Origin of the sequence: Epibacterium sp. Ofav1-8 (genome assembly GCF_022348185.1) — a bacterium.
Taxonomy (GTDB): Bacteria; Pseudomonadota; Alphaproteobacteria; order Rhodobacterales; family Rhodobacteraceae; genus Epibacterium.
In genome coordinates this window covers 322,333-343,946 of sequence record NZ_JAKRFD010000001.1, presented here as the reverse complement: position 1 = coordinate 343,946, position 21,614 = coordinate 322,333, and the positions used below count along the sequence as shown (strand labels likewise).

Annotated in this window: 21 protein-coding genes; 8 read left to right on the top strand and 13 right to left on the bottom strand. The window is 63.3% G+C overall.

Annotated elements, in window-relative coordinates; genetic code table 11:
* Positions 1-4 precede the first annotated feature (4 nt).
* Positions 5-580: a phosphonate C-P lyase system protein PhnH gene (phnH, locus tag MHM97_RS01675; RefSeq protein ID WP_239318870.1), complete on the bottom strand. Its 576-nt coding sequence runs from the start codon at positions 578-580 to the stop codon at positions 5-7.
* Positions 580-1,032: a phosphonate C-P lyase system protein PhnG gene (phnG, locus tag MHM97_RS01670; protein WP_065324552.1), complete on the bottom strand. Its 453-nt coding sequence runs from the start codon at positions 1,030-1,032 to the stop codon at positions 580-582. The genes phnH and phnG overlap by 1 nt, the downstream gene beginning before the upstream one ends.
* A gap of 122 nt (positions 1,033-1,154) precedes the next feature.
* Here phnG and phnF point away from each other — a divergent pair, with 122 nt between their 5' ends.
* Positions 1,155-1,877 carry a phosphonate metabolism transcriptional regulator PhnF gene (phnF, locus tag MHM97_RS01665; RefSeq protein ID WP_239318868.1) on the top strand — a complete coding sequence of 241 codons (723 nt, stop codon included), beginning with the start codon at positions 1,155-1,157 and terminating at the stop codon, positions 1,875-1,877.
* 208 nt (positions 1,878-2,085) lie between these two features.
* Here the strand turns inward: phnF and MHM97_RS01660 are convergent, their stop codons facing one another.
* From MHM97_RS01660 to phnC, 5 genes are all read right to left on the bottom strand, one after another.
* Positions 2,086-2,700 carry a chloramphenicol acetyltransferase gene (locus MHM97_RS01660; protein ID WP_239318866.1) on the bottom strand — a complete coding sequence of 205 codons (615 nt, stop codon included), beginning with the start codon at positions 2,698-2,700 and terminating at the stop codon, positions 2,086-2,088.
* Positions 2,701-2,857: 157 nt separating this feature from the next.
* Entirely contained in the window at positions 2,858-4,177 is a 1,320-nt protein-coding gene (gene phnE / locus MHM97_RS01655; protein WP_239318865.1) for a phosphonate ABC transporter, permease protein PhnE, read from the bottom strand.
* A gap of 3 nt (positions 4,178-4,180) precedes the next feature.
* Positions 4,181-5,059: a phosphonate ABC transporter, permease protein PhnE gene (gene phnE / locus MHM97_RS01650; protein ID WP_239318864.1), complete on the bottom strand. Its 879-nt coding sequence runs from the start codon at positions 5,057-5,059 to the stop codon at positions 4,181-4,183.
* A gap of 112 nt (positions 5,060-5,171) precedes the next feature.
* Entirely contained in the window at positions 5,172-6,074 is a 903-nt protein-coding gene (gene phnD, locus MHM97_RS01645; RefSeq protein WP_239318861.1) for a phosphonate ABC transporter substrate-binding protein, read from the bottom strand.
* A gap of 68 nt (positions 6,075-6,142) precedes the next feature.
* Complete coding sequence (phnC, locus tag MHM97_RS01640) at positions 6,143-6,961, bottom strand: phosphonate ABC transporter ATP-binding protein (RefSeq protein WP_239318859.1); 819 nt, start codon at positions 6,959-6,961, stop codon at positions 6,143-6,145.
* A 229-nt stretch (positions 6,962-7,190) separates the two neighbouring features.
* On the opposite strand from phnC, the gene rpe reads away from it, so the two are divergent.
* Entirely contained in the window at positions 7,191-7,874 is a 684-nt protein-coding gene (rpe, locus tag MHM97_RS01635) for a ribulose-phosphate 3-epimerase (RefSeq protein ID WP_239318858.1), read from the top strand.
* 190 nt (positions 7,875-8,064) lie between these two features.
* Here the strand turns inward: rpe and MHM97_RS01630 are convergent, their stop codons facing one another.
* Positions 8,065-9,435, bottom strand: coding sequence for an aspartate aminotransferase family protein (locus MHM97_RS01630; protein WP_239318857.1), 1,371 nt, complete (start codon positions 9,433-9,435; stop codon positions 8,065-8,067).
* A gap of 29 nt (positions 9,436-9,464) precedes the next feature.
* The gene (locus MHM97_RS01625; protein ID WP_239318856.1) at positions 9,465-10,244 is read right to left on the bottom strand and encodes an IclR family transcriptional regulator; all 780 of its coding nucleotides are present in this window, start codon (positions 10,242-10,244) and stop codon (positions 9,465-9,467) included.
* A gap of 205 nt (positions 10,245-10,449) precedes the next feature.
* Between MHM97_RS01625 and MHM97_RS01620 the strand changes: the two genes are divergently transcribed.
* The 5 genes from MHM97_RS01620 (at position 10,450) to MHM97_RS01600 (ending at position 16,355) form a co-directional block, all read left to right on the top strand.
* Entirely contained in the window at positions 10,450-11,394 is a 945-nt protein-coding gene (locus tag MHM97_RS01620; RefSeq protein WP_239318854.1) for a tripartite tricarboxylate transporter substrate binding protein, read from the top strand.
* A gap of 100 nt (positions 11,395-11,494) precedes the next feature.
* Entirely contained in the window at positions 11,495-12,025 is a 531-nt protein-coding gene (locus MHM97_RS01615; protein WP_239318852.1) for a tripartite tricarboxylate transporter TctB family protein, read from the top strand.
* A gap of 27 nt (positions 12,026-12,052) precedes the next feature.
* Positions 12,053-13,672: a tripartite tricarboxylate transporter permease gene (locus MHM97_RS01610; protein WP_239318851.1), complete on the top strand. Its 1,620-nt coding sequence runs from the start codon at positions 12,053-12,055 to the stop codon at positions 13,670-13,672.
* Positions 13,579-15,021, top strand: coding sequence for an aldehyde dehydrogenase family protein (locus tag MHM97_RS01605; protein WP_239319207.1), 1,443 nt, complete (start codon positions 13,579-13,581; stop codon positions 15,019-15,021). Before MHM97_RS01610 ends, MHM97_RS01605 begins: the two co-directional genes overlap by 94 nt.
* A gap of 101 nt (positions 15,022-15,122) precedes the next feature.
* Positions 15,123-16,355: a Tm-1-like ATP-binding domain-containing protein gene (locus tag MHM97_RS01600; RefSeq protein WP_239318850.1), complete on the top strand. Its 1,233-nt coding sequence runs from the start codon at positions 15,123-15,125 to the stop codon at positions 16,353-16,355.
* Between the two features lie 34 nt (positions 16,356-16,389).
* On the opposite strand, the gene MHM97_RS01595 is transcribed toward MHM97_RS01600, so the two are convergent.
* The 3 genes from MHM97_RS01595 to MHM97_RS01585 all read right to left on the bottom strand — a co-directional run bounded on the left by MHM97_RS01595 (position 16,390) and on the right by MHM97_RS01585 (position 19,991).
* The gene (locus MHM97_RS01595) at positions 16,390-17,124 is read right to left on the bottom strand and encodes an FkbM family methyltransferase (protein WP_239318849.1); all 735 of its coding nucleotides are present in this window, start codon (positions 17,122-17,124) and stop codon (positions 16,390-16,392) included.
* 125 nt (positions 17,125-17,249) lie between these two features.
* Positions 17,250-18,539, bottom strand: coding sequence for a glutamine synthetase family protein (locus MHM97_RS01590; RefSeq protein WP_239318848.1), 1,290 nt, complete (start codon positions 18,537-18,539; stop codon positions 17,250-17,252).
* A 192-nt stretch (positions 18,540-18,731) separates the two neighbouring features.
* Positions 18,732-19,991 carry a cytochrome P450 gene (locus tag MHM97_RS01585; protein ID WP_239318847.1) on the bottom strand — a complete coding sequence of 420 codons (1,260 nt, stop codon included), beginning with the start codon at positions 19,989-19,991 and terminating at the stop codon, positions 18,732-18,734.
* A gap of 73 nt (positions 19,992-20,064) precedes the next feature.
* Here MHM97_RS01585 and MHM97_RS01580 point away from each other — a divergent pair, with 73 nt between their 5' ends.
* The gene (locus MHM97_RS01580) at positions 20,065-20,775 is read left to right on the top strand and encodes a type 1 glutamine amidotransferase (protein ID WP_239318846.1); all 711 of its coding nucleotides are present in this window, start codon (positions 20,065-20,067) and stop codon (positions 20,773-20,775) included.
* Here the strand turns inward: MHM97_RS01580 and MHM97_RS01575 are convergent.
* Entirely contained in the window at positions 20,772-21,422 is a 651-nt protein-coding gene (locus MHM97_RS01575) for a GntR family transcriptional regulator (protein ID WP_239318844.1), read from the bottom strand. The genes MHM97_RS01580 and MHM97_RS01575 overlap by 4 nt on opposite strands.
* Positions 21,423-21,614 lie beyond the last annotated feature (192 nt).

Below are 21,614 nucleotides of genomic sequence, written 5' to 3'. Positions count from 1 at the left end.
CTGCTTAGCCCTCCGCTTGGATCTGGGTCGAGCGCGGCAGCGCCGACACTTCCGACCCGCAGGTGAAGAACAGATCCACCCCAAGCGGGTAGAGCATGGCGTTGCGCTGCATCAGCGCCACATCGGGCAGGTTCATCCGCACGGAGTCCTTGATGCCCGGGCCGGTGAGAGTGGCATTGGGGGCGGCGAATTCTGCCAGTTCCACCACCAGCGTGGCGGAGCGGTCCGGGTACTCCGAGGTGCCGATGCGGTATTGGTCGATGGGCATCAGCGCATCCCAGCCCCCCACGGCAAAATCAGCCTCCGCTGCGGGCACAATCGGCGCGCCGGTGTGGAAGGTGATCCAACCGCGCAAGGCAGTGCTGTCGACATCCGGCGCGAGGTAGATCCCGGTTTCAGGATCGCAAAGCGTCAGGATCAGGCTCGCTGCCGCAATGCTCAGCCCCTCAGGCGCCACAGCACCCGTGATTTCGCGGATCTCGCCCGGACGCGCCATGACGTCCATCGCAGCGCGGAACCCATGGGCCGAGGCCACCGCCGGGTCGACAAAGCCGCCTGTGTAGATATTGGTCTGCGTCATCAGTCCTCTCCTCGCACCATGGTGAAGAAATCGACCTTGGTGGCGGCCGCTTTGGCGGCGCGGGCATCGCGGGCCGCATCACGCTCAGTGCGCAGGGGTGTCAGGATCTTGTCCTCGACCTCTGCGGCGGCCTCTGTCTGCATCATCGCGTCGAGCTTTGCGGCCAGTTCCGCCTGCCGTTTGCTGCGTCCCTGCACGTACCCATGCCCCACCGCACCGGACGCCAGTTTCAATGTGCATCGGGTGACGGTCATCTCACCGAGGTTGAAGGGCGCGCCGGTGCCCCCTGCCCGGCCCCGCACCATCACGCCACCGGTTTCCGGCGCGCGCAGGGTATCGTGGTCGGGGCTGTTGTCCAGCTTGTCGAAGAGCGCGGCAAGCCGGGCCTCGGGCGCGGTGGACAGCAGGCTCATCCAAGCCTTGCGTGCCTCCGGCGTGATTTCTTGTGTCATGTCTGGTGTCGCCTCTTGGCAGATTTGTCTACATGTCCTATACAACTAGACAAATAATACATGAGTCGGCTCAAGGGACGCAAGCCGCTCTCTCGTGAAGGTTTCGTGACAGAGGATTGAACATGGCCAAATCCGCCACCCGCACACCGGTCTGGAAGTCGATCGCGATCACTTTGATCGATGACATTGCGCAGGGCCGTTATGACACGGGAACAAAACTGCCAGCCGAGGCGCAGCTCGCCGAACGCTTTGGTGTCAACCGTCACACGGTGCGGCGCGCATTGGCGGATATGGCGGAACAGGGGCTGGTGCATGCACGCCGTGGTGCGGGCGTGTTTGTCGCGGCAAAGCCCACCGATTATCCGGTGGGCAAGCGCATCCGCTTTCACCAGAACATTCGTCGCGCAGGACGCGTGCCGAGCAAGAAAGTCCTGCGCCTGGAGGTACTTGCAGCAGATGCACGCGAGGCGGATGCGCTGGATCTGGAGCCCGGTGATCCGGTGGTGGTCTATGAGGGGCTGTCCTATGCGGACGACCACCCCGTGGCGCTGGCGCGTACGGTGTTTCCGGCAGAACGGCTGCCCGGAATCCTCGACGCGCTGGAGGCCCATGAGTCGATCACGGCTGCGCTGAACGCCTGCGGGGTGGAGGACTACACCCGCCGGGAAACCCGGATCACCGCCAAGCTCGCCACCGCGACGCAGGCGCTGCACCTGCGCACATCGGAAGGCGCGCCCATACTGCGCACCACCGGCATCTCGGATGATGCGAACGGCACACCGATCGAATTTGGCCGCACCTGGTTTGCGGGCGACCGGGTGACTCTTACCGTTGGCGACGATTGAACAAACAAGGGGGCACTCCCGCCCGTCGCTGGATCGCGGGTGCGATCCGCTCCCGTTGGGGGTGGCGCCGCCGGTGTACCGGCGGCGCGCCGCGCGTCCCCGAAGGGGACGCGCGGCCGGGCCCAACTCCGCCAAGGGGTTTTGGCCTTTTGAGGCCAAGGCACCTGCGGAGGCGGGAGCGCCCCCCTTGTTGCGCACCCCTTTTATTTCATTCGTATTTCTCCAGGAACTCTCCCGCCTTTAGGCTGCGAAAATCCGCAAGCCTCTCGCGCAAAACCGCGTGATCCCAATCCCACCAGGCAAGTGCCATCATCCGGTCCGCCACTTGCTCCGGATACCGGCGACGGATCAGCTTGGCGGTGTTGCCCCCCACGATGGTGTAAGGCGCCACATCCTTCGTCACCACAGCCCCGGAGGCCACCACCGCCCCATGGCCAATCGTGACCTCTGGTTTGATCAGCGCCCCATGGCCGATCCATGTGTCATGCCCGATCACGGCGCGGCGGCTCTTGCGGTGCTGAAACCAATCCGCGTCATCCTCGGCATCTTCCCAATAACTCGCGGAGCGATAGAGAAAGTGATGCAATGAGGCCTTCTCCATCGGGTGATCGGTCGCCCCGATCCGCACGGAACTGGCGATATTGGCGAATTTCCCGATCTCGGCATTGGCGATGTCGCACATCCGGTCGCAATAGCTGTAGTCACCAAAATGACTGTTGGCGACCCGGGTGTCGGCCCCGATCTCGACCCAAGCCCCAAAGGTGCTGTTGGTCAGGCTGCACCCGGCGTGCACAAGCGGTTCAAGGGCGGAAAGTCTGGGCATCTGGGCACCTGTCGAGATTCAATATACAACTAGACTTATACTACCATCGCGACCGTCATGAGACCATCCGAAACACCACTAACCGGATGCAAAAAGACCCCTCTCACGTCAGCGAAAGGGGTCTTTTGAAAGAGGCGTCGGTATCGGCGGCGCGCCTTTAGTGGCCGCCTTCGTCCCCGCTGATCAGACGCTTGCGCAGCCAGCCGGAGAACCAGTCCATGAACATCACCATGACGATGATCAGCACGATATAATAGGAGACCTCTTCCCAGTCCTTCTGGGTGATGATCGCCTGCGTCAGCAACAGGCCGATACCGCCGCCGGTGATGGCCCCGATGATGGTGGCCGACCGCGTGTTGGACTCGAGGAAGTACAACAGCTGCGACAGCAGAACCGGCGTGATCTGCGGGATCACCCCAAAGCGGTAGCGCTGGATCGGCTTGGCCCCGGTGGAGGACACCCCTTCGATCTGCTTCTCATCGACGTTTTCCAGCGCCTCGGAGAAGATCTTGCCAAAGGTGCCGGTGTCCGTGATCAGGATCGCCAGCGCGCCGGTCAGCGGGCCGGGCCCGAAGGCGCGGGCCAGAACCACGGTCCAGATGAGCGAGTCGACCCCGCGGACAAAGTCAAAGAACCGCCGCGCCGCAAAGCGGATCACCCGCACGGGCATGAAGTTACGCGTCCCAAGGAAGGCCAGCGGCAACGCCACCAGACCCGCACCAAAGGTGCCGAGGAAGGCCATCAGAATGGTCTCGCCAATGGCCCAGGCCACATCGCCGTGGCGCCACATCTTGTTGTTCCAGAAGTCATTCCAGATCGCCCCGGCCTCGCCAGACACTGCACGGCCTGTCAGTTCAAACGGGTTCAGACCGTGATAAGGGCTGTCGAGGGTAAAGAAGAACAGCTCCCAGCCGACAAAGTAGCGGAACACTTCGGCGCGGTTGCGGGTCACGGTCAGGCGGCCTGCATCGGTGGTGATCGCCAGACGGTTCTTCGACAGGTTGATCCATTCGGGCACGTCGCCTTCGGGCAGGACAGCCTGCACACCCTGGCTGCGCGATGGCGTGGCAGAGACCAGACCATAGCCCGGAATATCATACTCGATGGTCTCGGGCCCAAAGCGCACCACATGTCCGCCCGTCAGATCCACGATCGTGGTCTCGCCGGGGGTGACCCAGTCGGGGCTCATGCCCTCGGGGTATTCGCCCTTGCGCTCGCCCTCGACGGCATAGGTCACATCGCCCGTGCGATTGTCGCGGGTCACATGGGTTTTATAACTATAGGTGTCAGACACCAGCGTGCGGGCATTGTCCATCGACGCGCGTTCCCACAGGCCCGGCACGTCAAAGGCAAAGAACACATAGGTGAGATAGGCCAGGATCACGGCCGGAATGCCGAAGTTCATCAGCCGTTTCTTGAAAAACAGCTTGTCCATCTGCCCTTTGAGGGGCGCGGTGTTGAGGTCCATGGTGCTCATGTCTCAGGCCCCTTTCCGGTTGCCGTGGGTCAGACGGTCACGCAGCGCGCCAGAGATCTGGTCCACCACAACAATGGTCACAAACAGCAGAATGAAGATCGCCGCCGCCTCGTCGTATTTGCCCTGCCCCCAGGACATGGAGTTCTTGAGCTCGTAGCCGATGCCGCCTGCGCCGACAAAACCGAGGATCGCAGAGGCGCGAATGTTGATCTCAAAGCGCAACAGCGCATAGGACACATAGTTCGGCCCCACCTGCGGGATCACCCCAAGCCACATGCGTTGCGCCCAGGAGGCGCCGGTGGAATTCAGCCCCTCGACGGGTTTGAGCGAAGCGTTTTCGTTGACCTCGGAGAACAGCTTGCCCAGGGCGCCCGCGGTATGGATCGCAATGGCGATCATCGCCGGCACCGGGCCGCCGCCCAAAAGGAAGATCAGCACCAGGGCGATCACGATTTCCGGGATCGCGCGGCAGATGTCCATGATGCGGCGGAACAGCGGAATCAATGCGGGCCACGGGGCCATGCCGCGGGTCGACAAAAGCGACAGGAGCGTGCCGAAGATGGCACCGATCAGGGTCGCCGCGCCGGCGATGTTCACGGTCTCGATCAGGGCCGGGAAGAAATGGACCACATGGGCGGGCAGCTCAACCGCCTTCTCCGCCGCTTCCGACAGCACCTCGGCCGGGTAGTCGAAGATGCGCTGGTAGCCATCGGCAAAGGAGCCTGCATTGCGGTCGTCGGCGGTGCGGAACCCCGCCACCATCAGCGCGATGAACAGGGCCAGAAGGATGCCGCCATAGATACGCTTGCGACGGGTGAGATCGGCGTATTGCGCCTTGATCTCAGCCACCGATCCGGGGGCCTGAGCGGTCAGATCAGCCATTGAATTCTTCCTGAGTCATTGGGGGTGGCACGGGGTGGCACACGCGGGCCCGGGCCACGAATGCGGGGCCCGGGCACCGGCCCGAACCCCGCGAAGACATAAAAGCGCGCGCTTAGTTGGACTTCAGCTTGCGGGCTTCGATGATGACTTCGTAAGCGTCGTGGGAAATCGGCTGGAAGCCTTTGGAGTCGCCCGCCGCCACGGAGTAGTAGCAGTCGTAGTCCATCGCCGGCATGGAGGCCATCAGCGCGGTCATCTTGACCTTGACGTCCTCGGGCAGGGCTTTGCGCAGCACAACCGGGCCTTCGGGGATCGGCTTGGACTGCCAGATCTGGACCAGATCGTTCATGTCGATGAGACCAGCGTCAACCGCCTTGCGCAGGGCGCCGGAGTTGTAGCCGTCTTCCCAGTTGCCCAGACCGTCGGCCCAGGTCACGCCGGCGTCGATGTCGCCGTTTGCAACCGCAACGATGGTCTGCTCGTGGCCGCCGGTGAATTTCACTTCGCCGAAGTAGTCGCCGGACTGCATGGTGGAGCCGGTGGCCTGCGGGATCTCGATGGAGGGGATCAGGTAGCCGGAGGTGGAGTTCGGATCACCAAAGCCAAAGACCTTGCCCTTGACGTCTTCCAGTGCCTCGATGCCGCTGTCTTTGCGGGCAAAACCAACCGAGTAGTAGCCGTAGCCGCCGTCGACGTTGACCTTGACCAGAACCGGCTCAACCGCTTCGGGGTCGGAGAGATAGGTCTTTGCGTAGCCGGATGCGCCCAGCCAGGCCATGTCGATGGTGCCGCCCAGCAGACCCTGGATCACGCCGTTGTAGTCGGCAGGGGCGAACAGCTTGGTTTCGACACCCAGCAGCTCTTCGGTCTTGGCGCGCAGGCACTCGTTGGAGTTCAGACGGTCCTGGGCGTTTTCGCCGCCGAGGATGCCGATGCGGAATTCAGAAATCTCGTCTGCCAGGACCGGGGAGGTCAGGGCGGTGGTGGCCAGTGCGGCAAGGATCAGTTTTTTCATCGTGGAACACTCCGGTTGTTGGTTGGCCCGGGACCACACCGGCCCCGGGATGATGAAAGGGGGGAGGATCAGACGTAGGCCTCTGCCGTGCGCACGGCCTCGGTCTGGTCCAGTGTTTCGATCGCGGTGGAGGTGGCGGCTTCGGAGAAATCCGCGCCAGCGCCATAGATTTCGCGGGCAACGCCGGTGGTCAGCTGCTCCGGCAGGCCGTCAAAGACGATGCGCCCGTCGCGCATGCCGACAACCCGGTCGCAGTAGCGGCGCGCGGTATCCAGCGTGTGCAGGTTGGCGATGACGGTGCGGCCGTCTTCCTCGTGGATGCGGCGCAGGGCCTCCATCACGGTTTGGGCGTTCATCGGGTCGAGCGAGGCGATCGGCTCGTCGGCGAGGATGATCTTGGGGTCCTGCATCAGCGCGCGGGCAATCGCCACACGCTGCTGCTGCCCACCCGAGAGCGCCTCGGCCCGCTTGGGCGCATGTTCGGCGATACCCAGGCGATCCAGAATCTCGATCGCCTTGTGGATGTCCGCCATCGGATAGAGGTTGAACATGGTCGCCAGCGTCGAGCGCCGGTTCAGCGTGCCGTGCAGGACGTTGGAGACCACATCCATACGTGGCACCAGGTTGAACTGCTGAAAGATCATCGCGCATTCGGACTGCCATGCGCGTTTGTCCGTGCCCTTCAGGGTGGTGATCTCGCGGCCCTCAAAGCTGATCGAGCCCTCGGAGGCGTCGCCCAGACGGTTGATCATCCGCAGCAGGGTGGATTTGCCTGCGCCAGAGCGTCCGATGATGCCCAGCATGCAGGGTTTGTCGATTTCGAGCGTGGCGGCCTCGACAGCCGTCTTGTCGCCGAATCTCTTGGTCAGTTTGTCGATGCGCAGCACGTGGCGGCCCCCTTTGGTTCCGCGACTGCCTACGCATAATCACCAAATCATTTGTGTCAGGAGGGTAAAAGTTTTGTAAACCCCGCGGATTTGCGGGGATGCCCCCTTCGCCGCCCGCCTCTGTCCGCGTCGATCGCGCGGGTGGGAAACAGGGCCTGTGCACATCCTGTGTTTCGGTCTATACGGTCGGCGATCACACTCACACCGTTTCTCACAAGGGACCCCGCCGATGTCGTTTGACCGCTCCATCAAGATCGCCCCGTCCATCCTATCGGCGGATTTCGCCAACTTCGGGCAGGAAATTCAGGCCATCGAGGCCCAGGGCGCGGACTGGGTGCATGTGGATGTGATGGACGGTCACTTCGTGCCCAACCTCACCTTTGGTCCGGCGGCGGTCAAAGCCTTTCGCCCGCACGTCAAGACGGTGATGGACGTGCATCTGATGATCGCGCCGGTCGATCCCTATATCGACGCCTATGCGGATGCCGGGGCGGATGTGCTGACCGCGCATGTGGAGGCCGGCCCGCATATTCACCGCACCCTGCAAGCCATCCGGGCCGCGGGCATGAGGGCCGGTATCGCGCTGAACCCCGGCACCCCGGCAGAAGCCGTTGCGCATTTGCTGGACCTCACCGATCTGATCTGCGTGATGACCGTGAACCCGGGCTTTGGCGGCCAGAAGTTCATCGACATGACAGGCAAGATCCGTGCCCTGCGGGACATGATCGGGGACCGTCCGGTGCATATCGAGATCGACGGCGGTGTTGACCCGACCACCGCGCCGCTGGTGGCCGAAGCCGGGGCCGATGTTCTGGTGGCGGGTTCTGCCGTATTCCGCGGCGGCTCCGTCGAGGCGCCGCAGGTGTACGGTGACAATATCCGCAAGATCCGCGCCGCAGCGACCCGCGACTGATCCGACAGGCCCTCTCGGTGAGATAGAGACGGGGAGGCTCCCGCCCGTCGCCGGATCTGCAGGGCAGATCCGCTCCCGTTGGGCCGGGCGCCGGACCTCACGGCCCGGCGCATCAGCGCCCTTCGCAACGGGGAACGATCCACCGCAGACCTGTTACGGGGCTGCCTGCCAGACAGCCTGTCAGCAGGTCCTAGCCGCTCACCGCCGCAAAGCCCGCGTCCAGCGCCGACAGGATCTGCGCGGCATCCGCTTCGGTCAGGACCAGCGGCGGCGACAGGATGATGTTGGGCCCGCTGACCCGCACCATGGCGCCGTTCTGATAGGCGACCTCCTGAACGGTGTTGATGGTCTTCTTGTCGATGGCCGCCTTGGTCGTGCGGTCGCTGACCAGTTCCAACGCGCTCATCAGCCCGTGGCCCCCACGCACATCGCCGATCAGGCTGTAGCGCTCTTGCAGATCCTGGAGCCCCGCGCAGATCTGCGCACCGCGCGCCGCCGCATTTGTGGGCACATCGAGGCGCTTGGTCTCCGCCAGACAGGCCAGCGCCGCCGCCGCGCCCACCGGGTGGCCGGAATAGGTGTAGCCATGGCCGATCGCGGCCTTGCCACTCTCATCCTTTTCGAACACCTCGACCAACCGCTCAGAAATCATCAGCGCCCCGAAGGGGAAATAGCCATTGGTGATCGCCTTGGCGGTACACATCATATCCGGCTGCACGCCCCAATGGCGTGATCCGCTCCACGAGCCGCAGCGGCCAAAGGCGGTGATGACCTCATCCGCGATCAGCAAGATACCATGCTTGCGGCAGATCTCGGCCACCCCGGGCATGAAGCTCTCATGTGGCGGGATCACGCCCCCTGCGCCCAGGATCGGCTCCATGATGAAGGCCGCGATGGTGCCAGCCCCCTGAAAGGCGATCTCGTCCTCCAGCGCCGCGAGGCACAGTTGCGCCAGCCGCTCCGGGTCCGTTTCATTAAACGGATTGCGATAGGTATAGGGGGCCGGGATGTGGTGGCAGCCGGCCAGCAATGGCTCATAGGCAGTGCGGAAGTTGGCGTTGCCATTGACCGAGGCACCGCCAAAATGGGTGCCGTGGTAGCCCTTCTTCAGGCTCAGATATTTCACCCGGGACGGCTCGCCACGTACCTTGTGATACTGCCGCGCCAACCGCAGGGCGGTTTCCACCGAATCGGATCCGCCCGAGGTGAAAAACGCGCGGCTGAGGCCGTCGGGGGCGAAAAAGTCTCGCAGCTCTTCAGCCAGCTGGATGACCTGATCGTTGGTGGTGCCGCGAAAGATCGAGTAGTAGGGCAGCACGTCCAGCTGCGCGGCGATGGCGTCCTTTACGGGCTGGCAGGAAAACCCGAGGTTCACGTTCCACAGGCCGCCCACGGCGTCGACCACCTCGTGCCCGTCCACATCCTTGATGCGCACGCCGGAGGCGCCTGTCACGATAGTCGGCGGGTTGGCGAGGCTGTCGCCGGGATGCGCCATCGGATGCCAGAGGCTCCGGGCGTTGTGTTCCTTCAGGAAGTTGGCGTCGGGCTGATGTGCGGTCATGGTCGGTCTCCTTGTCGCGGCGCGGCGGGTCAGGCCGCGATGTCGGTGGGGAACTCGGGCGGACAGGCGCCGCCGATGCGTTCGGTGAGGGCAAGCCCCGCGGCGCGCAAGGCGCGCGGGATCGCAATCCGTTGGTTGTCAGTCATCCGCGAGGTTGGCGCGGCCACGGCCAGGGCCCCCATCACCGCGCGGTCGGGGCCGAAGATCGGCACCGCGTGGGAATGCACCTCCGCCTCGAACCCGCCGACGGATTGCGCCATGCCTGTCGCCTGCACCTCGGCTATCAGCGCCCGGATCGCGCCCGGATCGGTCTCGGTCTGGGCCGTGCGGGCGGCCAGCGGCGCGCTGAGCACACGTTCGACAAAGCCCGGCTCGGCAAAGCCCAGCACCGCAAGCCCCGAGGCGGTGCCGTGAAAGGTCAGCACCTCGGCGTCTTCCATCATCACCTTGGTGGCATGTTGCGGCGCATAGGCGTGGCTGAGCGAGGCCAGCTGATCGCCCTGCAACAGCGACAGGTGGGTGGTTTCGCCGGTTTCCTCGGACAATTCCCGCAGCACCCGGCGCGAGGCCGACAGAATCGGCACGCTGGCTTCGCGCAGCGCCGCCAGCCGCAAAACCTGCGGCCCCAGACGATAGGAGCGCGCGCCATCCACCTGCTCGACGAATCCCACCTCCTGCAATTCGCTCATCAGGCGATAGACGGTGGCCTTGTTCATCCCCGACAGCCGGGTGAGGTCGCTCAAGCCGATCTCCAGCCGCCCATGGTTGAAATGGGTGAGCAAACTCAAGGCTTTGGTGGTTGTTCCCATGGGTGTCACAGGTCCCTGTCTGCCGGAAAACACAGCGCTTGCGACCCCGAGAGATCCGCGCCCTTTCATTTTTGTTGACAGATCTGCCCCATGGCTGTCAATCTAAATTCAAACCAGTGGTTCATATATCAAACCACCATCCGAGCGGCGAGCAACGCCGCCACCTCACCAACGGCAACTCGAATGGCGAACAGGGAGACAGCCAATGACCGTGACATCTGTACTCAAGGGATGTGTGGCCGCAGCCGGCCTGGCACTGACAGCGGGGGCCGCGTTTGCGGACTACCCGGAAAAGCCCGTGAACTTCATCGTGCCCTGGCCCCCGGGTGATCTTGAGGACGTGCTGACCCGCATGATCGCCGAGGATTTCCAGGAGGAATACGGCGTTGCGGCCGCGGTGGTGAACAAGCCCGGCGGCGGTGGCGGGCCCTTCCCCGGGGCGATCGAGGTCGCCAATGCGCCGGCGGATGGCTACACCGTGGGCTCCTTCGTGATCGGCGTGCCGGTGATGGGCCACCAGATCGACATCCCGCCGCTGACACCTGCAAAGTTCGACCCGCTGGGGATTTTCCTGACCTATCCCTTCGTGATCGCGACCTCGGGCGATGCGCCCTACTCCTCGATGGAGGAACTGGCGGCGCATGCGCAGGACAATGACGTGGTGCTGGGCCATTTCGGCGATGTGCTGACGCCGACCCAGGTGACCAAGGCCTATGCCAAATCTGCCGGGTTCGAGTGGGGCGCGGATGCCGCCTTTGATGCGCTGGATTGCAACACGCTGGCGTCGGGCGATGCGGATGTGATCAACACCACGCTGCAACTGATCCTGCCCTGCCTGGACGATGTGAAGGTGCTGGTCTCCATCACCGACCAACGGATCCCGCTGGTGCCGGATGCGCCCGCCATTGGTGAACTGAACCCGGATCTGGATATCGCGCTGTGGAACGGGCTGTTCGTGACCAAGGACACGCCGCAGGACGTGCGCGACAAGATCATCGCCGTCGCCAAGGAAACGGTGATGAGCGACCGGGCGCAGGCCGTTGCGGCCGAAACCGGCGCGCTGGTCTACTGGCAGACCGCCGATGAAAGCGCGGCGCGCGTTGCCAATGACATCGAGACCATGGCGCGGATCAGCGAAACACTGGAGTAACCTCCCCGAGCCTTCCGCCGGTGTCACCTATGTGAGCCGGCGGATTTTTTGCAGCGCTGAACGCACCCACACGATCCGCCTTCCCAGCCAGAGACCTTCCATGCAAAGCGAACGCGAACGCAGATTTGTCGGCCCGCGCCGGGGACAGCTTCTGTTTGTCCTGTCTTTCCTCATCCTCTCGGTGCTGCTCCTGTCGCAGATCGGCACCCAGACCGCCTGGGTGAAGAAAACCGATTTCTTTGCCCAGCCACGGTTCTGGCCCGCAGTGGGCGTGGGCGGCATGGTGCTGTTCACCGCCTTGCACCTGTGGCGGCTGCCGTTTCGCCGGATTGAACGCACCGACCTGCGCGAGGCGCTGCGCTGGGCCAGTGCGCTGGAATACATGCTGTGGTTCATGGGCTATGTCGTGCTGGTGCCGCTGGCTGGCTACCTGCCCGTGACCCTGGTGTTCGTGCCGCTGCTGGCCTGGCGGATGGGCTATCGCAGCCCGCAGATGATGATGATCAGTGCCGGGTTTGCGGTGTTCATCGTCCTGTTCTTCAAGGGGGTTCTGGCGGTGCGCATCCCCGGGGCGGCGCTTTATGAATACCTGCCGGACGCCTGGCGCAGCTTTGCCATCCTCTATCTCTGAGACTCTTTCCAAGGAAGACGCGCGCGCATGGACCTGATCCTTTCTGCCCTCGATATCCTGATGCGCTGGGACGTGGCGCTGGCGCTGCTGGCGGGCTCCGTCGGCGGTGTGCTGATCGGGGCGATCCCCGGGGTCGGCCCGGCGGTCGCCATCGCGATCCTGCTGCCCGCGACCTTCTCGCTTGATCCCATCGTGGGGCTGACGGTGCTGTTGGGCATCTATGGCTCGTCGATGTATGGCGGTGCGATCCCGGCGATCCTGATCAACACCCCCGGCACCGCCGTCAACGCGCTCACCACCTATGACGGCTACCCGATGACCGCCCGGGGCGAGCCGCGCCGCGCCCTCAGCCTCGCCTATTCCGCGAGCTTCTTCGGCGGCGTGTTCTCGGTGATCTGCCTGATACTCTTTGCGCCCGTGCTGGCAAAAATCGCGCCGCTGTTTGGCGCGCGCGAGATCTTCCTCGCCGCACTCCTTGGTTTGTTGCTGGTGGTGGTGGCCCATCGCGGTCAGGCGCTGATCGCGGCGGCGCTGGCCTGTCTGGGGATATTCCTCAACACCATCGGCATGGAGCCGGTGAAATACACCCAGCGCTACACATTTGGCACGGATGCGCTTGGGTCGGGCATCAACCTCATCGTGGTTGTGCTGGGGCTATTTGCGATCTCGCAGGCCTTTGTACTGCTGACCGATGAGGACGAGAAGATCCGCCTCACCAAGCTGCGCGGCGGCATGTTTCAGGGCCTGCGCGAGTTGGCGCGCCACCCGCGCGTGGCCTCGGTGTCGGCGGGGTTTGGCGTTGTCATGGGCATGATCCCCGGTGTGGGTGAGTTCACGGCACAGTTCATGTCCTACACCTACGCGCAGAAATCCTCGAAACGGCCGCAGGATTTTGGCAATGGCTCCTCCGAGGGGCTGATCGCCGCCGAGACCGCCAACAACGCCGTGCCCGCCGCCGCCATGGTGCCGCTTCTGGCGCTTGGCATTCCGGGTGAGGCGCTGACGGCGATGATGCTGTCGGTCTTTTACGTGCACAACGTGGTGCCGGGGCCGGGGCTGTTCCAGAACCAGATGGATTTTGTCGTCGCACTTTATCTGGCGCTGCTGATCCTTAACGTGCTGGTTCTGATCTTCCTCTTGGGTGCAACCAAATCGCTCATTCAGGTGGTGCGTATCCCGAACCGGTTCCTCGGCGTGGGCATCCTGACCCTCAGTTTCGTGGGCGTTTACTCCCTGAGAAACTCCGCCACTGATTGCTTTATTGCGGCAGGTTTTGGTCTCTTTGGCTTCATCCTCAAGCGCCTGCAACTGCCCGCCGTACCGATCATCCTCGGCATGGTTCTGGGCGGCATCATGGAAGTGAAGCTGCGCGCCGCCATGGCGCGGGTAAAGACCCCCTTTGATTTCATTGACCGCCCGGTGGCGTTCATCCTGTTCACTCTCATCTTGATCGTGCTGGCGACGCATATCCTTCGCATTCGCAAGGAAGCGCGCGAGCTGAAGGAGGCCGAATGGCAGACCAAGACCTCATCAACACGCTTCGGCGCACTGCTATTGCGCCGCAAAACCTCTTTCTTGAAGGAGCATGGACGCAAGGTTCGGGCACGCCACGCGAAACTACTTCGCCGATTGACGGATCTGTTCTGACCACATTGGCCACGGCCACGGCGGCGGATGTCGACCGGGCCGTCGCCTCCGCACGGCGGGCGTTCGAGAATGGCCGCTGGTCAAGGCTGGCGCCGGCGGTGCGCAAAAAAGTACTGCACAGGATCGCCGACAGGATCGAGGCCGAGGCTGTGGCGCTCACGGTGCTTGGCGTGCGTGACAACGGCACCGAGTTTAACATGGCGCTGAAGGCCGAGGCTGGCTCTGCAGCCGGGACCTTTCGCTACTACGCCGAGGCGCTGGACAAGGTGGCGGGCGAAGTGGCCCCCACCGCGCCGGATGTGCTGGGGCTTGTGCAGCGCGCCCCCGTCGGTGTGGTGGGCGCGATCGTGCCATGGAACTTCCCGCTGATGATCGGCGCGTGGAAACTGGCGCCCGCGCTCGCGATGGGCAATTCCGTGGTGCTGAAACCGGCTGAGACCGCGTCGCTGTCGCTGCTTCGGCTGGCAGAGATTTGTTCGGACTGCGGCCTGCCGGATGGCGTACTGAATGTTGTGACCGGGCCGGGTGCTGTGACAGGTGCCGCCCTGTCGGAGCATATGGATGTGGACGTGATGGTCTTTACCGGTTCTGGCGCGACGGGACGGCAGTTGCTGGAGGCCTCGGCGCGTTCCAACCTCAAACGCTGCTATCTGGAGCTGGGCGGCAAGTCGCCCAACATCGTCTTTGCCAATGCCAAGGATCTGGACCACGCCGCCAAGGTGTCCGCCATGGGGATCTTTCGCAACTCCGGGCAGGTCTGTGTCGCAGGCTCCCGCCTGCTTGTGGAGGCATCGATCCATGATGAATTTGTCGCGCGGGTGGTGGACCATGCCAAAGCGTTGACGGTCGGTGATCCGTTGGATCTGGGCACCCAGATCGGTGCGGTGAATTCTGAGGTGCAACTGGAGGCCAACCTCGCGCATGTGGAGCGCGCTATCGCCGAAGGCGGCGAGGTGCTGTGTGGCGGCGGGCGAATTTTGCAGGACACTGGCGGCACATACATGGCCCCCACTGTCGTGACCGGTGTGACCCAGCAGGCGAGTCTGTTTCAACGCGAGGTGTTTGGGCCTGTGTTGGCGGTGACCCCGTTCGAGACGGAAGAAGAGGCGCTACGGCTCGCGAATGCCACCGACTATGGCCTTGCCGCCGGGGTCTGGACGCAGGATCTGTCGCGGGCGCATCGCTGTGTGGCAGGCATACGCGCCGGTGTGGTGCATGTGAACACCTATGGCGGTGCGGATAATACGGTGCCCTTGGGCGGTGTTGGCCAGTCCGGTAACGGTCACGACAAATCCCTGCATGCGCTGGAGAAGTACGTCGATCTGAAAACCGCCTGGATTCAGCTTTGACGGGAGCGCGGTCCTGGCTGCGCCCGGACCGCGCGGCCTCCGGCGGGGATATTTGGAAGAAGATGAAGACGGGCGCGGGAGGCGCCTGAGGGGAGGATAAGATGAGCGGTGAAAAGACGATCCTTGTGGCCGGGACCTGGGACACCAAGGATGATGAGCTGTCCTATCTGTCGGAGGTGATCCGGGGACAGGGCGGTCAGGTGCTTAGCATGGACGTGAGTGTTCTGGGCGATCCAAAGCTTCCCACGGATGTCTCCAAACACGAGGTGGCCGCGGCGGCAGGCAGCTCCATTCAGGCGGCCATCGACAGCGGCGATGAAAATACCGCGATGCAGATCATGGGGGCGGGATCGGCCCGGCTTGCGCTGGACCTGTGGCGGGAGGGGCGCATTCATGGCGTGATCGTGCTGGGCGGCACCATGGGCACCGATCTGGCGCTGGATCTCTGCGGGGCATTGCCGCTTGGGGTGCCGAAATATGTGGTCTCTACCGTGGCGTTTTCGCCGCTGCTGCCGCCAGATCGCATTCCGGCGGATGTGCAGATGATCCTCTGGGCCGGCGGGCTTTATGGATTGAATGACATCTGCAAGGCATCGCTCAGTCAGGCGGCGGGTGCAGTGCTGGGCGCCGCCCGCGCGGTGGAGGCACCGACGTTCACGCGGCCGATGATCGGGATGACGTCTTTTGGCAAGACGGTGCTGCGCTACATGGTGACTCTGAAACCGGAGCTTGAACGGCGCGGGTTTGATGTGGCGGTGTTTCATGCCACCGGCATGGGCGGACGCGCGTTTGAGAGCCTTGCCGGCGATGGTGCCTTTGCCGCGGTGATGGATTTTGCCCCGCAAGAGGTGAGCAATCATCTGTTTGGCGGGCTCTCGGCCGGTGAGGGGCGTATGACCCATGCGGGCCGGGCGGGCGTGCCGCAGATGATCGCGCCGGGCTGCTACGATCTGGTGGATTTTGTCGGCTGGCAGGGCGTGCCTGCGCCGCTTCAGGGGCGGGAGTGCCACGCCCACAACCGCCTGCTGACCTCTGCCATGCTCTCGACAGAGGAGCGCCGCACGGTGGCCCGGGCGATCTGCGAGAAACTGTCAGGTGCCAAAGCCCCCGTTGCCTTCTTTCTTCCCACCGAAGGCTGCAATGAATGGGATCGCAGCGGCGGAGATCTGCATGACGCCGACGGGCTGGCCGCCTTTTGTGACGAGATTCGCCGCACGGTGCCCGACACAGTCGACCTGCAGGAGCTGGCCTGCCACATCAACGACGCCCCCTTTACAGAGGCCGTGCTGGCGCAGTTTGACCGCTGGATCGCCACCGGGGTGATCCAGCGCTAAGGCGGGCCTTTCCGACCCCAGGCGGGGACGGCGATCAGCTCGGCGTCTCCGCGCGGGTGCAGGTCCAGACCGTGCGGCTGGAGACCTCTTCGACCTTCTGAAACCCCGCCTCGCGCAGGATGGTCTTGCAGCGGCGCATGCCCTTGACCTCATAGGCCTCCGGGTGGAATTCGATCACGATGGCCCGGAAGGGGCTGAGGTCCATCGCTTCCAGCAGCGCCAGCTCGCCGCCCTCGATGTCCATTACCAAGACGGTGGGGGTCAGCTCGGCAACGACCTCGGCCAGATCGACGGTGGGGACCTGCACCACGCGCGACGGGCGCCCGCCCTCGTTCAGCAGCGAAGAGCCGAGAAAGCTGTTGCGCAGGTGGAAGTCCATACTGTCGGGTCGGTCCGTACCGGCAAAGAGCACCTGATTGCGCAGCTCCACCCGATCGCCAAGATCATTCATCTGGTGCAAGGCGCGGATGACGGGCACCAGCTCCGGGTTGGCCTCGAACGCCAGCACCTTTTCGGGCTTGGCGTTGGTTGCGATCACCGCCCCCACCACGCCAAGGCCTGCGCCAACCTCCAGCACCCGGTCGTCTTCGCGCACCACATGCAGCGCGCCGGCAATTTCCTGACCCTCATAGCGCGCCGCATTGATCCGATTGATCCGCGTCTCGGTCAAAAAGGACGACTGCGGCACCTTCACGCCAAGGCAGGTCGCTGCGACCTCCTGCGTCACCACCGGGCCCGCATCATGCGGTGCCACTTCTGTATCAGACATGTTCTGCTCGTTTCGCCTGAGTTGATTATGCCGTCACTCTGGCGCGGTCTTCGATGCAAAAGCAAGCGCAGGCCGCAGCGGGCCTGCGCATCGACCATCATCTGTGTCCCAGTTCAGACAATCCGTCAGACAAAATGCACGTAGAAATCGCGCAGGGCGTCGCCTTCCAGATCACGGGTTTTGCGGACCTCTTTTTGTTTCATGTAGACGTGATTGGCGACCAGATCTGCGCCCACCGCCTGCGTCAGCGCGACGTCCTTCTCCAGATCCGCCACCGCGCCCTTCAGCGTCATTGCGGTGCTTTCGCGAGTATCCGTGCGATCGAACCCGTCGCCGGTTTCCATCGGCCCCAGTTCATAGCCGTTCTCCACCCCAAGCCGTGCCGCCTGCAACAGCGCCGCCACCGTGGTGTAAGGGTTCGACGAGGCATCCGCCATCCGATGCTCCAGCCGTGCCTTGGCACCGCCCTCGGAACTGATCCGCGTGGTGACATTGCGATGATCGCCGCCCCAGTTCTGCCAGAAGCCCGACAGGCTCCCCGGCTGCAAGCGCATGTAGCTGTTGGCGGTGGGCGCGATCAGACCGGCCAGACCCTTGTGGTGATGCAGAAACCCGGCAAGGCAGCCGCGCGCCAGATCATTCATATGCTCCGGCCCACCTTTGGGTCCGGACGAAAGCGCATTGCCCCCGGCCTCATCCGCAAACGACAGGTTCACATGCATGCCCGAGCCACCGGCCTGTGCCACCGGCTTGGGCATGAAGGTCAGGACGATCCCGTATTCCAGCGCAATCTCCCGCGCCATCAGGCGAAACAGCACGATGTCATCGACCGCTTTGACGGCATCGTCAAAGGTCAGCGTGTATTCAAACTGCGGGCTGTCAAACTCGGCGGTGATCATATCGAGCGAGAAGCCCATCTCATCCGCCATCGCCCAGATCCGGTCGTTGAACCGCAGCGGGTCGGCAAAAGGTCCGGTGCCATAGACCACGCCGCCCGGCGCATCATAGGGCACCAGCCGCCCGTAATCATCGGGTTGCAGGGCAAAGGCCTCCAGCTCGATGCCAATTTTTGGCGAAAGCCCCTTGGCCTGCCAATCCGCCACCGCGCGTTTCAGCGCCCCCCGCGGACAGAGCGTGAGCGGCGCGCCCGCATCATCATAGAGATCGCCCAGCACGATCTTGGTCGAGGCATGCCAGCTGTCGCGGATCTCCTCGCCGCGCCAGCGCAGTTCCATATCCGGCAGGCCCTGTTTCACCATCGACCCCGGCGCGTCCAGCAGATCGCGGTCATAATGGGTGCCAAAGACGGAGCGGCAGAACCGGGTGTCATCGTCTCCGATCTTGGAATGCGGCAGGTATTTTCCGCGCATGATACTGAGATGGTCGCAGAAAAGCGCGCGCAGGCGGGTTTTCATTTGGCTTCCTTTCCTGTTGGCGGCCTGCGCATCTTTGGCGTGCGTCTTGGCCTTGGGATCTGCGGAACGCGCCCACGTAAGGGCAGCGCCCGATCCTAGGGTGGGCGCAAAAGCGCCCTCCCTGGGGGGAGGGTCGGGCGCTGCCCGGGCTCTTCGCCCGGGCGACCCAGTTTCAACCTGACGAGCTTGAGCCTACGCGGCTTCCACCCGAACCGGCAATTCCTTGATGCCGCCGACGAAATTCGAGCGCAGGAATTTATGGGCACCGGCTGGCTCGATGGACTTGATCCGCTTGGCAAGCTCCTGAAACAGCACGGTGACCTCCAGCCGCGCCAGCCACATGCCAAGGCAGACATGCGGACCAAACTGGCCAAAGGACAGGTGCCGGTTTGGATTGCGCATCAGGTTCACCCGGAACGGGTCGTCAAAATAGCTGTCGTCGCGATTGGCCGAGGCAAACCAATAGAGCACCTTGTCGCCTTCGCGGATGGTCTTGCCGTGCATCTCTACATCCTGCGTCGCGGTGCGGCGGAAATAGAGCGCGGGCGTCGCCCAGCGGATGATCTCATCCGCCGCCGTCTCCCAGACATCGCCACCCGCCTGCATCTGCGCCAAAAGCTCCGGCTGATGACACATCGCTTGAATGCCAGCGGCGATGGAATAACGCGTGGTGTCATTGCCCGCCGCCACCAAGAGGCAGAAGAAATTGCGAAACTCGGTCTCGGTAATGACTGATCCATCCCGCGCCGGCTGCAAGATCATGTTGAGCACGCCGGATGTGTCGCCCGCCTTTTCCTTGGCTTCCATCAACTCCTTGGCATAGATGTATAATTCTGCCCCCGCCGGAGAGTTGAAGGGCATCATGCGGAATTCATCCGTGTCCATTTTATCCAGCACATGCGAGGTGAAATCCGGGTCGGTATTGGCGATCAGTGCGTCACCCTTTTCCACCAGCCACGGCAGATCTGCGTCCGGTAGACCCACCACGCGCCCCAGCATCCGCATCGGCAGTTGCCGGGCGATCTCCTTGGTGGCGTCAAAGCTGCCCTTTGCCAGCGCCGCGTCCAGAATTTCGGCGCAGAGGTCGCGGATGTCGTCCTCGTATTGCGCCATGGTGGTTTTGGAGAACGCCTTCAGCAGTTTCATCCGCACCTGTGAATGCTCGGGCGGGTCGGTTTCCTGAAAGGTGCGCCGTGCGAGGTATTCCTCATAGGTCTGGTCTTCCATGCGGATGCCGCGCGCCGAGGAGAACACCTCTGTGTTCTTGTTCATCTTGGTGATGTCATCGTAGCGCGTCACCGACCAGAAATTCTGCCCGTCCGGGTAGTCTGTCCAATGCAGCGGATCATCACGCCGGAGCCGGGCAAAGGTGTTGTGCGGCGCACCACCGGCAAAGGCGTCATGGCTCGACAGGTCCGCGTATCCATCATCGGTCGGGGTCCAGATCGTCATGGCGGGGCTTCCTTTGGGTTGCTTCACATGTATATTATTAAGCACTGTAAATATGCATATGGGAAGCCTGAACATGCGCATTGCGATTTTGATGACCAATACGGACGACAGCGCCTTTGCACACAGGCACCCGATGGATGGTGAGAAGTTCACCACTTTGGTGCAGATGGCGCGGCCCCACTGGTCCTGTGATGTTTTTGCGGTGAAGGACGATATTTTTCCCGAAGATATAAGTACTTATGACGGCGCGATAATCACCGGCAGCCCGGCCTCAACACGGTCCGGCGCGCCGTGGGTGACGCGTCTTTTGGATCTGATCCGGCAGATGCATGCGTTGCGCCTGCCGCTTTTTGGCGCCTGTTTCGGCCATCAGGCGATTGCACTCGCCTTGGGTGGTCGCGTCGACACTCTGCCCGGCGGCTGGGTGCATGGCCGCACAGAGAATCACCTGGTTGCGCGCCCGGAGTGGGCCGCTGAGCTGCCGGAGGTGGTCTCGATCTACGGCTCTCATGTGGAATATGTGCGCGACTTGCCGAAAGGGGCCGACCCGTTAATGACCCGCGACGGCCACAACACCGGTTTCACCCTCGGCACCCATATCGCCACCAGCCAGCATCACCCGGAAATGACCCATGCGTTCATAAGCGCGCTAACCGAAGAACTGCGGCAGGACATGGGCCCCGAGGTCTACGCCCGCGCGCAAGAGAGCCTGCAGCAGAAGGTCGACCAGCCCGCACTGGCAGAGGCCATCGCACGGTTTTTCGAGGCTGCGCGCGCCGCCTAGCCAAGGGCGGCCAGCAGATCCATCACCGTGACCTGATCAAACAGCACATGCGCCTGCATCGCGGCCTCGGCACCGTCGCGGTCATGCGACAGGATCAGCGTCGCGATCTCGCGATGCTCCAGCGCCGATTGCGCAATGGCACCGGGATAGCGGTAGCGCGCACGATAATAGGCCATCAGCTTGCGGGCATTGGTCTTTATCATTTCGACCAGAAACGGATTTGCCGCGCCCAGCGCGACCGTTTCATGAAACCGCAGGTTCAACTGGTAATACCCATCGGGGTCGGCGTCGCCCTTTTCCGACGCATGCGCCTCGCAGGCTGCGACCACCGCGTGCAACTGCTCTCGCAACACAGGCGAGATCCGCCGCGCGGCCAACCCCGCCGCCTGCCCCTCCAGCTGCGCATGCACCTCCTGGATGGCGAGGAATTCCTCCAGCGTGGGTTTGAACAGCACTGCGCCCTTGCGGGGCAGACGCCGGATCAGGCCAGAGGCTTCGAGCTGGATATAGGCCTCGCGGATCGGGGTGCGCGACACCGAATGGCGCGCAGCCAATGCGGCCTCGTCAATCTCCTGCCCCGGCGCCAGCCGCCCGGCGTCGATATCCTCAAGGATCGCGGCAATCAGCGTATCTGTCTGCCCGGCCATCGCTGTCTCCTGCTGCCTGCCCCCTGCTTACGGCAGCAAGGGCAACATTGGCAACGCGGCAGGGCAACCCGCCTGGGTGGTCACCCCAATGCGTTACCGCTTTTTGCTAATGTGTATTTTTGTGTTACATTTCTCTTGAGCCGAATCGAGCGCGGGCGTAGATTGATCCTGCGTCGCGCAACATGCGGCGAT

Excerpts from the sequence above, each read along its gene's own strand:
- MHM97_RS01580 (WP_239318846.1), top strand. The coding sequence starts at position 20,065 with ATGCGCATTGCGATTTTGATGACCAATACGGACGACAGCGCCTTTGCA.
- MHM97_RS01625 (WP_239318856.1), bottom strand. The coding sequence starts at position 10,244 with ATGGGAACAACCACCAAAGCCTTGAGTTTGCTCACCCATTTCAACCAT.
- MHM97_RS01630 (WP_239318857.1), bottom strand. The coding sequence starts at position 9,435 with ATGACCGCACATCAGCCCGACGCCAACTTCCTGAAGGAACACAACGCC.
- MHM97_RS01620 (WP_239318854.1), top strand. The coding sequence starts at position 10,450 with ATGACCGTGACATCTGTACTCAAGGGATGTGTGGCCGCAGCCGGCCTG.
- phnE (WP_239318864.1), bottom strand. The coding sequence starts at position 5,059 with ATGGCTGATCTGACCGCTCAGGCCCCCGGATCGGTGGCTGAGATCAAG.
- phnH (WP_239318870.1), bottom strand. The coding sequence starts at position 580 with ATGACGCAGACCAATATCTACACAGGCGGCTTTGTCGACCCGGCGGTG.
- MHM97_RS01610 (WP_239318851.1), top strand. The coding sequence starts at position 12,053 with ATGGACCTGATCCTTTCTGCCCTCGATATCCTGATGCGCTGGGACGTG.
- MHM97_RS01575 (WP_239318844.1), bottom strand. The coding sequence starts at position 21,422 with ATGGCCGGGCAGACAGATACGCTGATTGCCGCGATCCTTGAGGATATC.
- MHM97_RS01585 (WP_239318847.1), bottom strand. The coding sequence starts at position 19,991 with ATGACGATCTGGACCCCGACCGATGATGGATACGCGGACCTGTCGAGC.
- MHM97_RS01590 (WP_239318848.1), bottom strand. The coding sequence starts at position 18,539 with ATGAAAACCCGCCTGCGCGCGCTTTTCTGCGACCATCTCAGTATCATG.
- phnD (WP_239318861.1), bottom strand. The coding sequence starts at position 6,074 with ATGAAAAAACTGATCCTTGCCGCACTGGCCACCACCGCCCTGACCTCC.
- phnG (WP_065324552.1), bottom strand. The coding sequence starts at position 1,032 with ATGACACAAGAAATCACGCCGGAGGCACGCAAGGCTTGGATGAGCCTG.
- MHM97_RS01600 (WP_239318850.1), top strand. The coding sequence starts at position 15,123 with ATGAGCGGTGAAAAGACGATCCTTGTGGCCGGGACCTGGGACACCAAG.
- MHM97_RS01595 (WP_239318849.1), bottom strand. The coding sequence starts at position 17,124 with ATGTCTGATACAGAAGTGGCACCGCATGATGCGGGCCCGGTGGTGACG.
- rpe (WP_239318858.1), top strand. The coding sequence starts at position 7,191 with ATGTCGTTTGACCGCTCCATCAAGATCGCCCCGTCCATCCTATCGGCG.
- MHM97_RS01660 (WP_239318866.1), bottom strand. The coding sequence starts at position 2,700 with ATGCCCAGACTTTCCGCCCTTGAACCGCTTGTGCACGCCGGGTGCAGC.
- phnE (WP_239318865.1), bottom strand. The coding sequence starts at position 4,177 with ATGAGCACCATGGACCTCAACACCGCGCCCCTCAAAGGGCAGATGGAC.
- phnF (WP_239318868.1), top strand. The coding sequence starts at position 1,155 with ATGGCCAAATCCGCCACCCGCACACCGGTCTGGAAGTCGATCGCGATC.
- MHM97_RS01615 (WP_239318852.1), top strand. The coding sequence starts at position 11,495 with ATGCAAAGCGAACGCGAACGCAGATTTGTCGGCCCGCGCCGGGGACAG.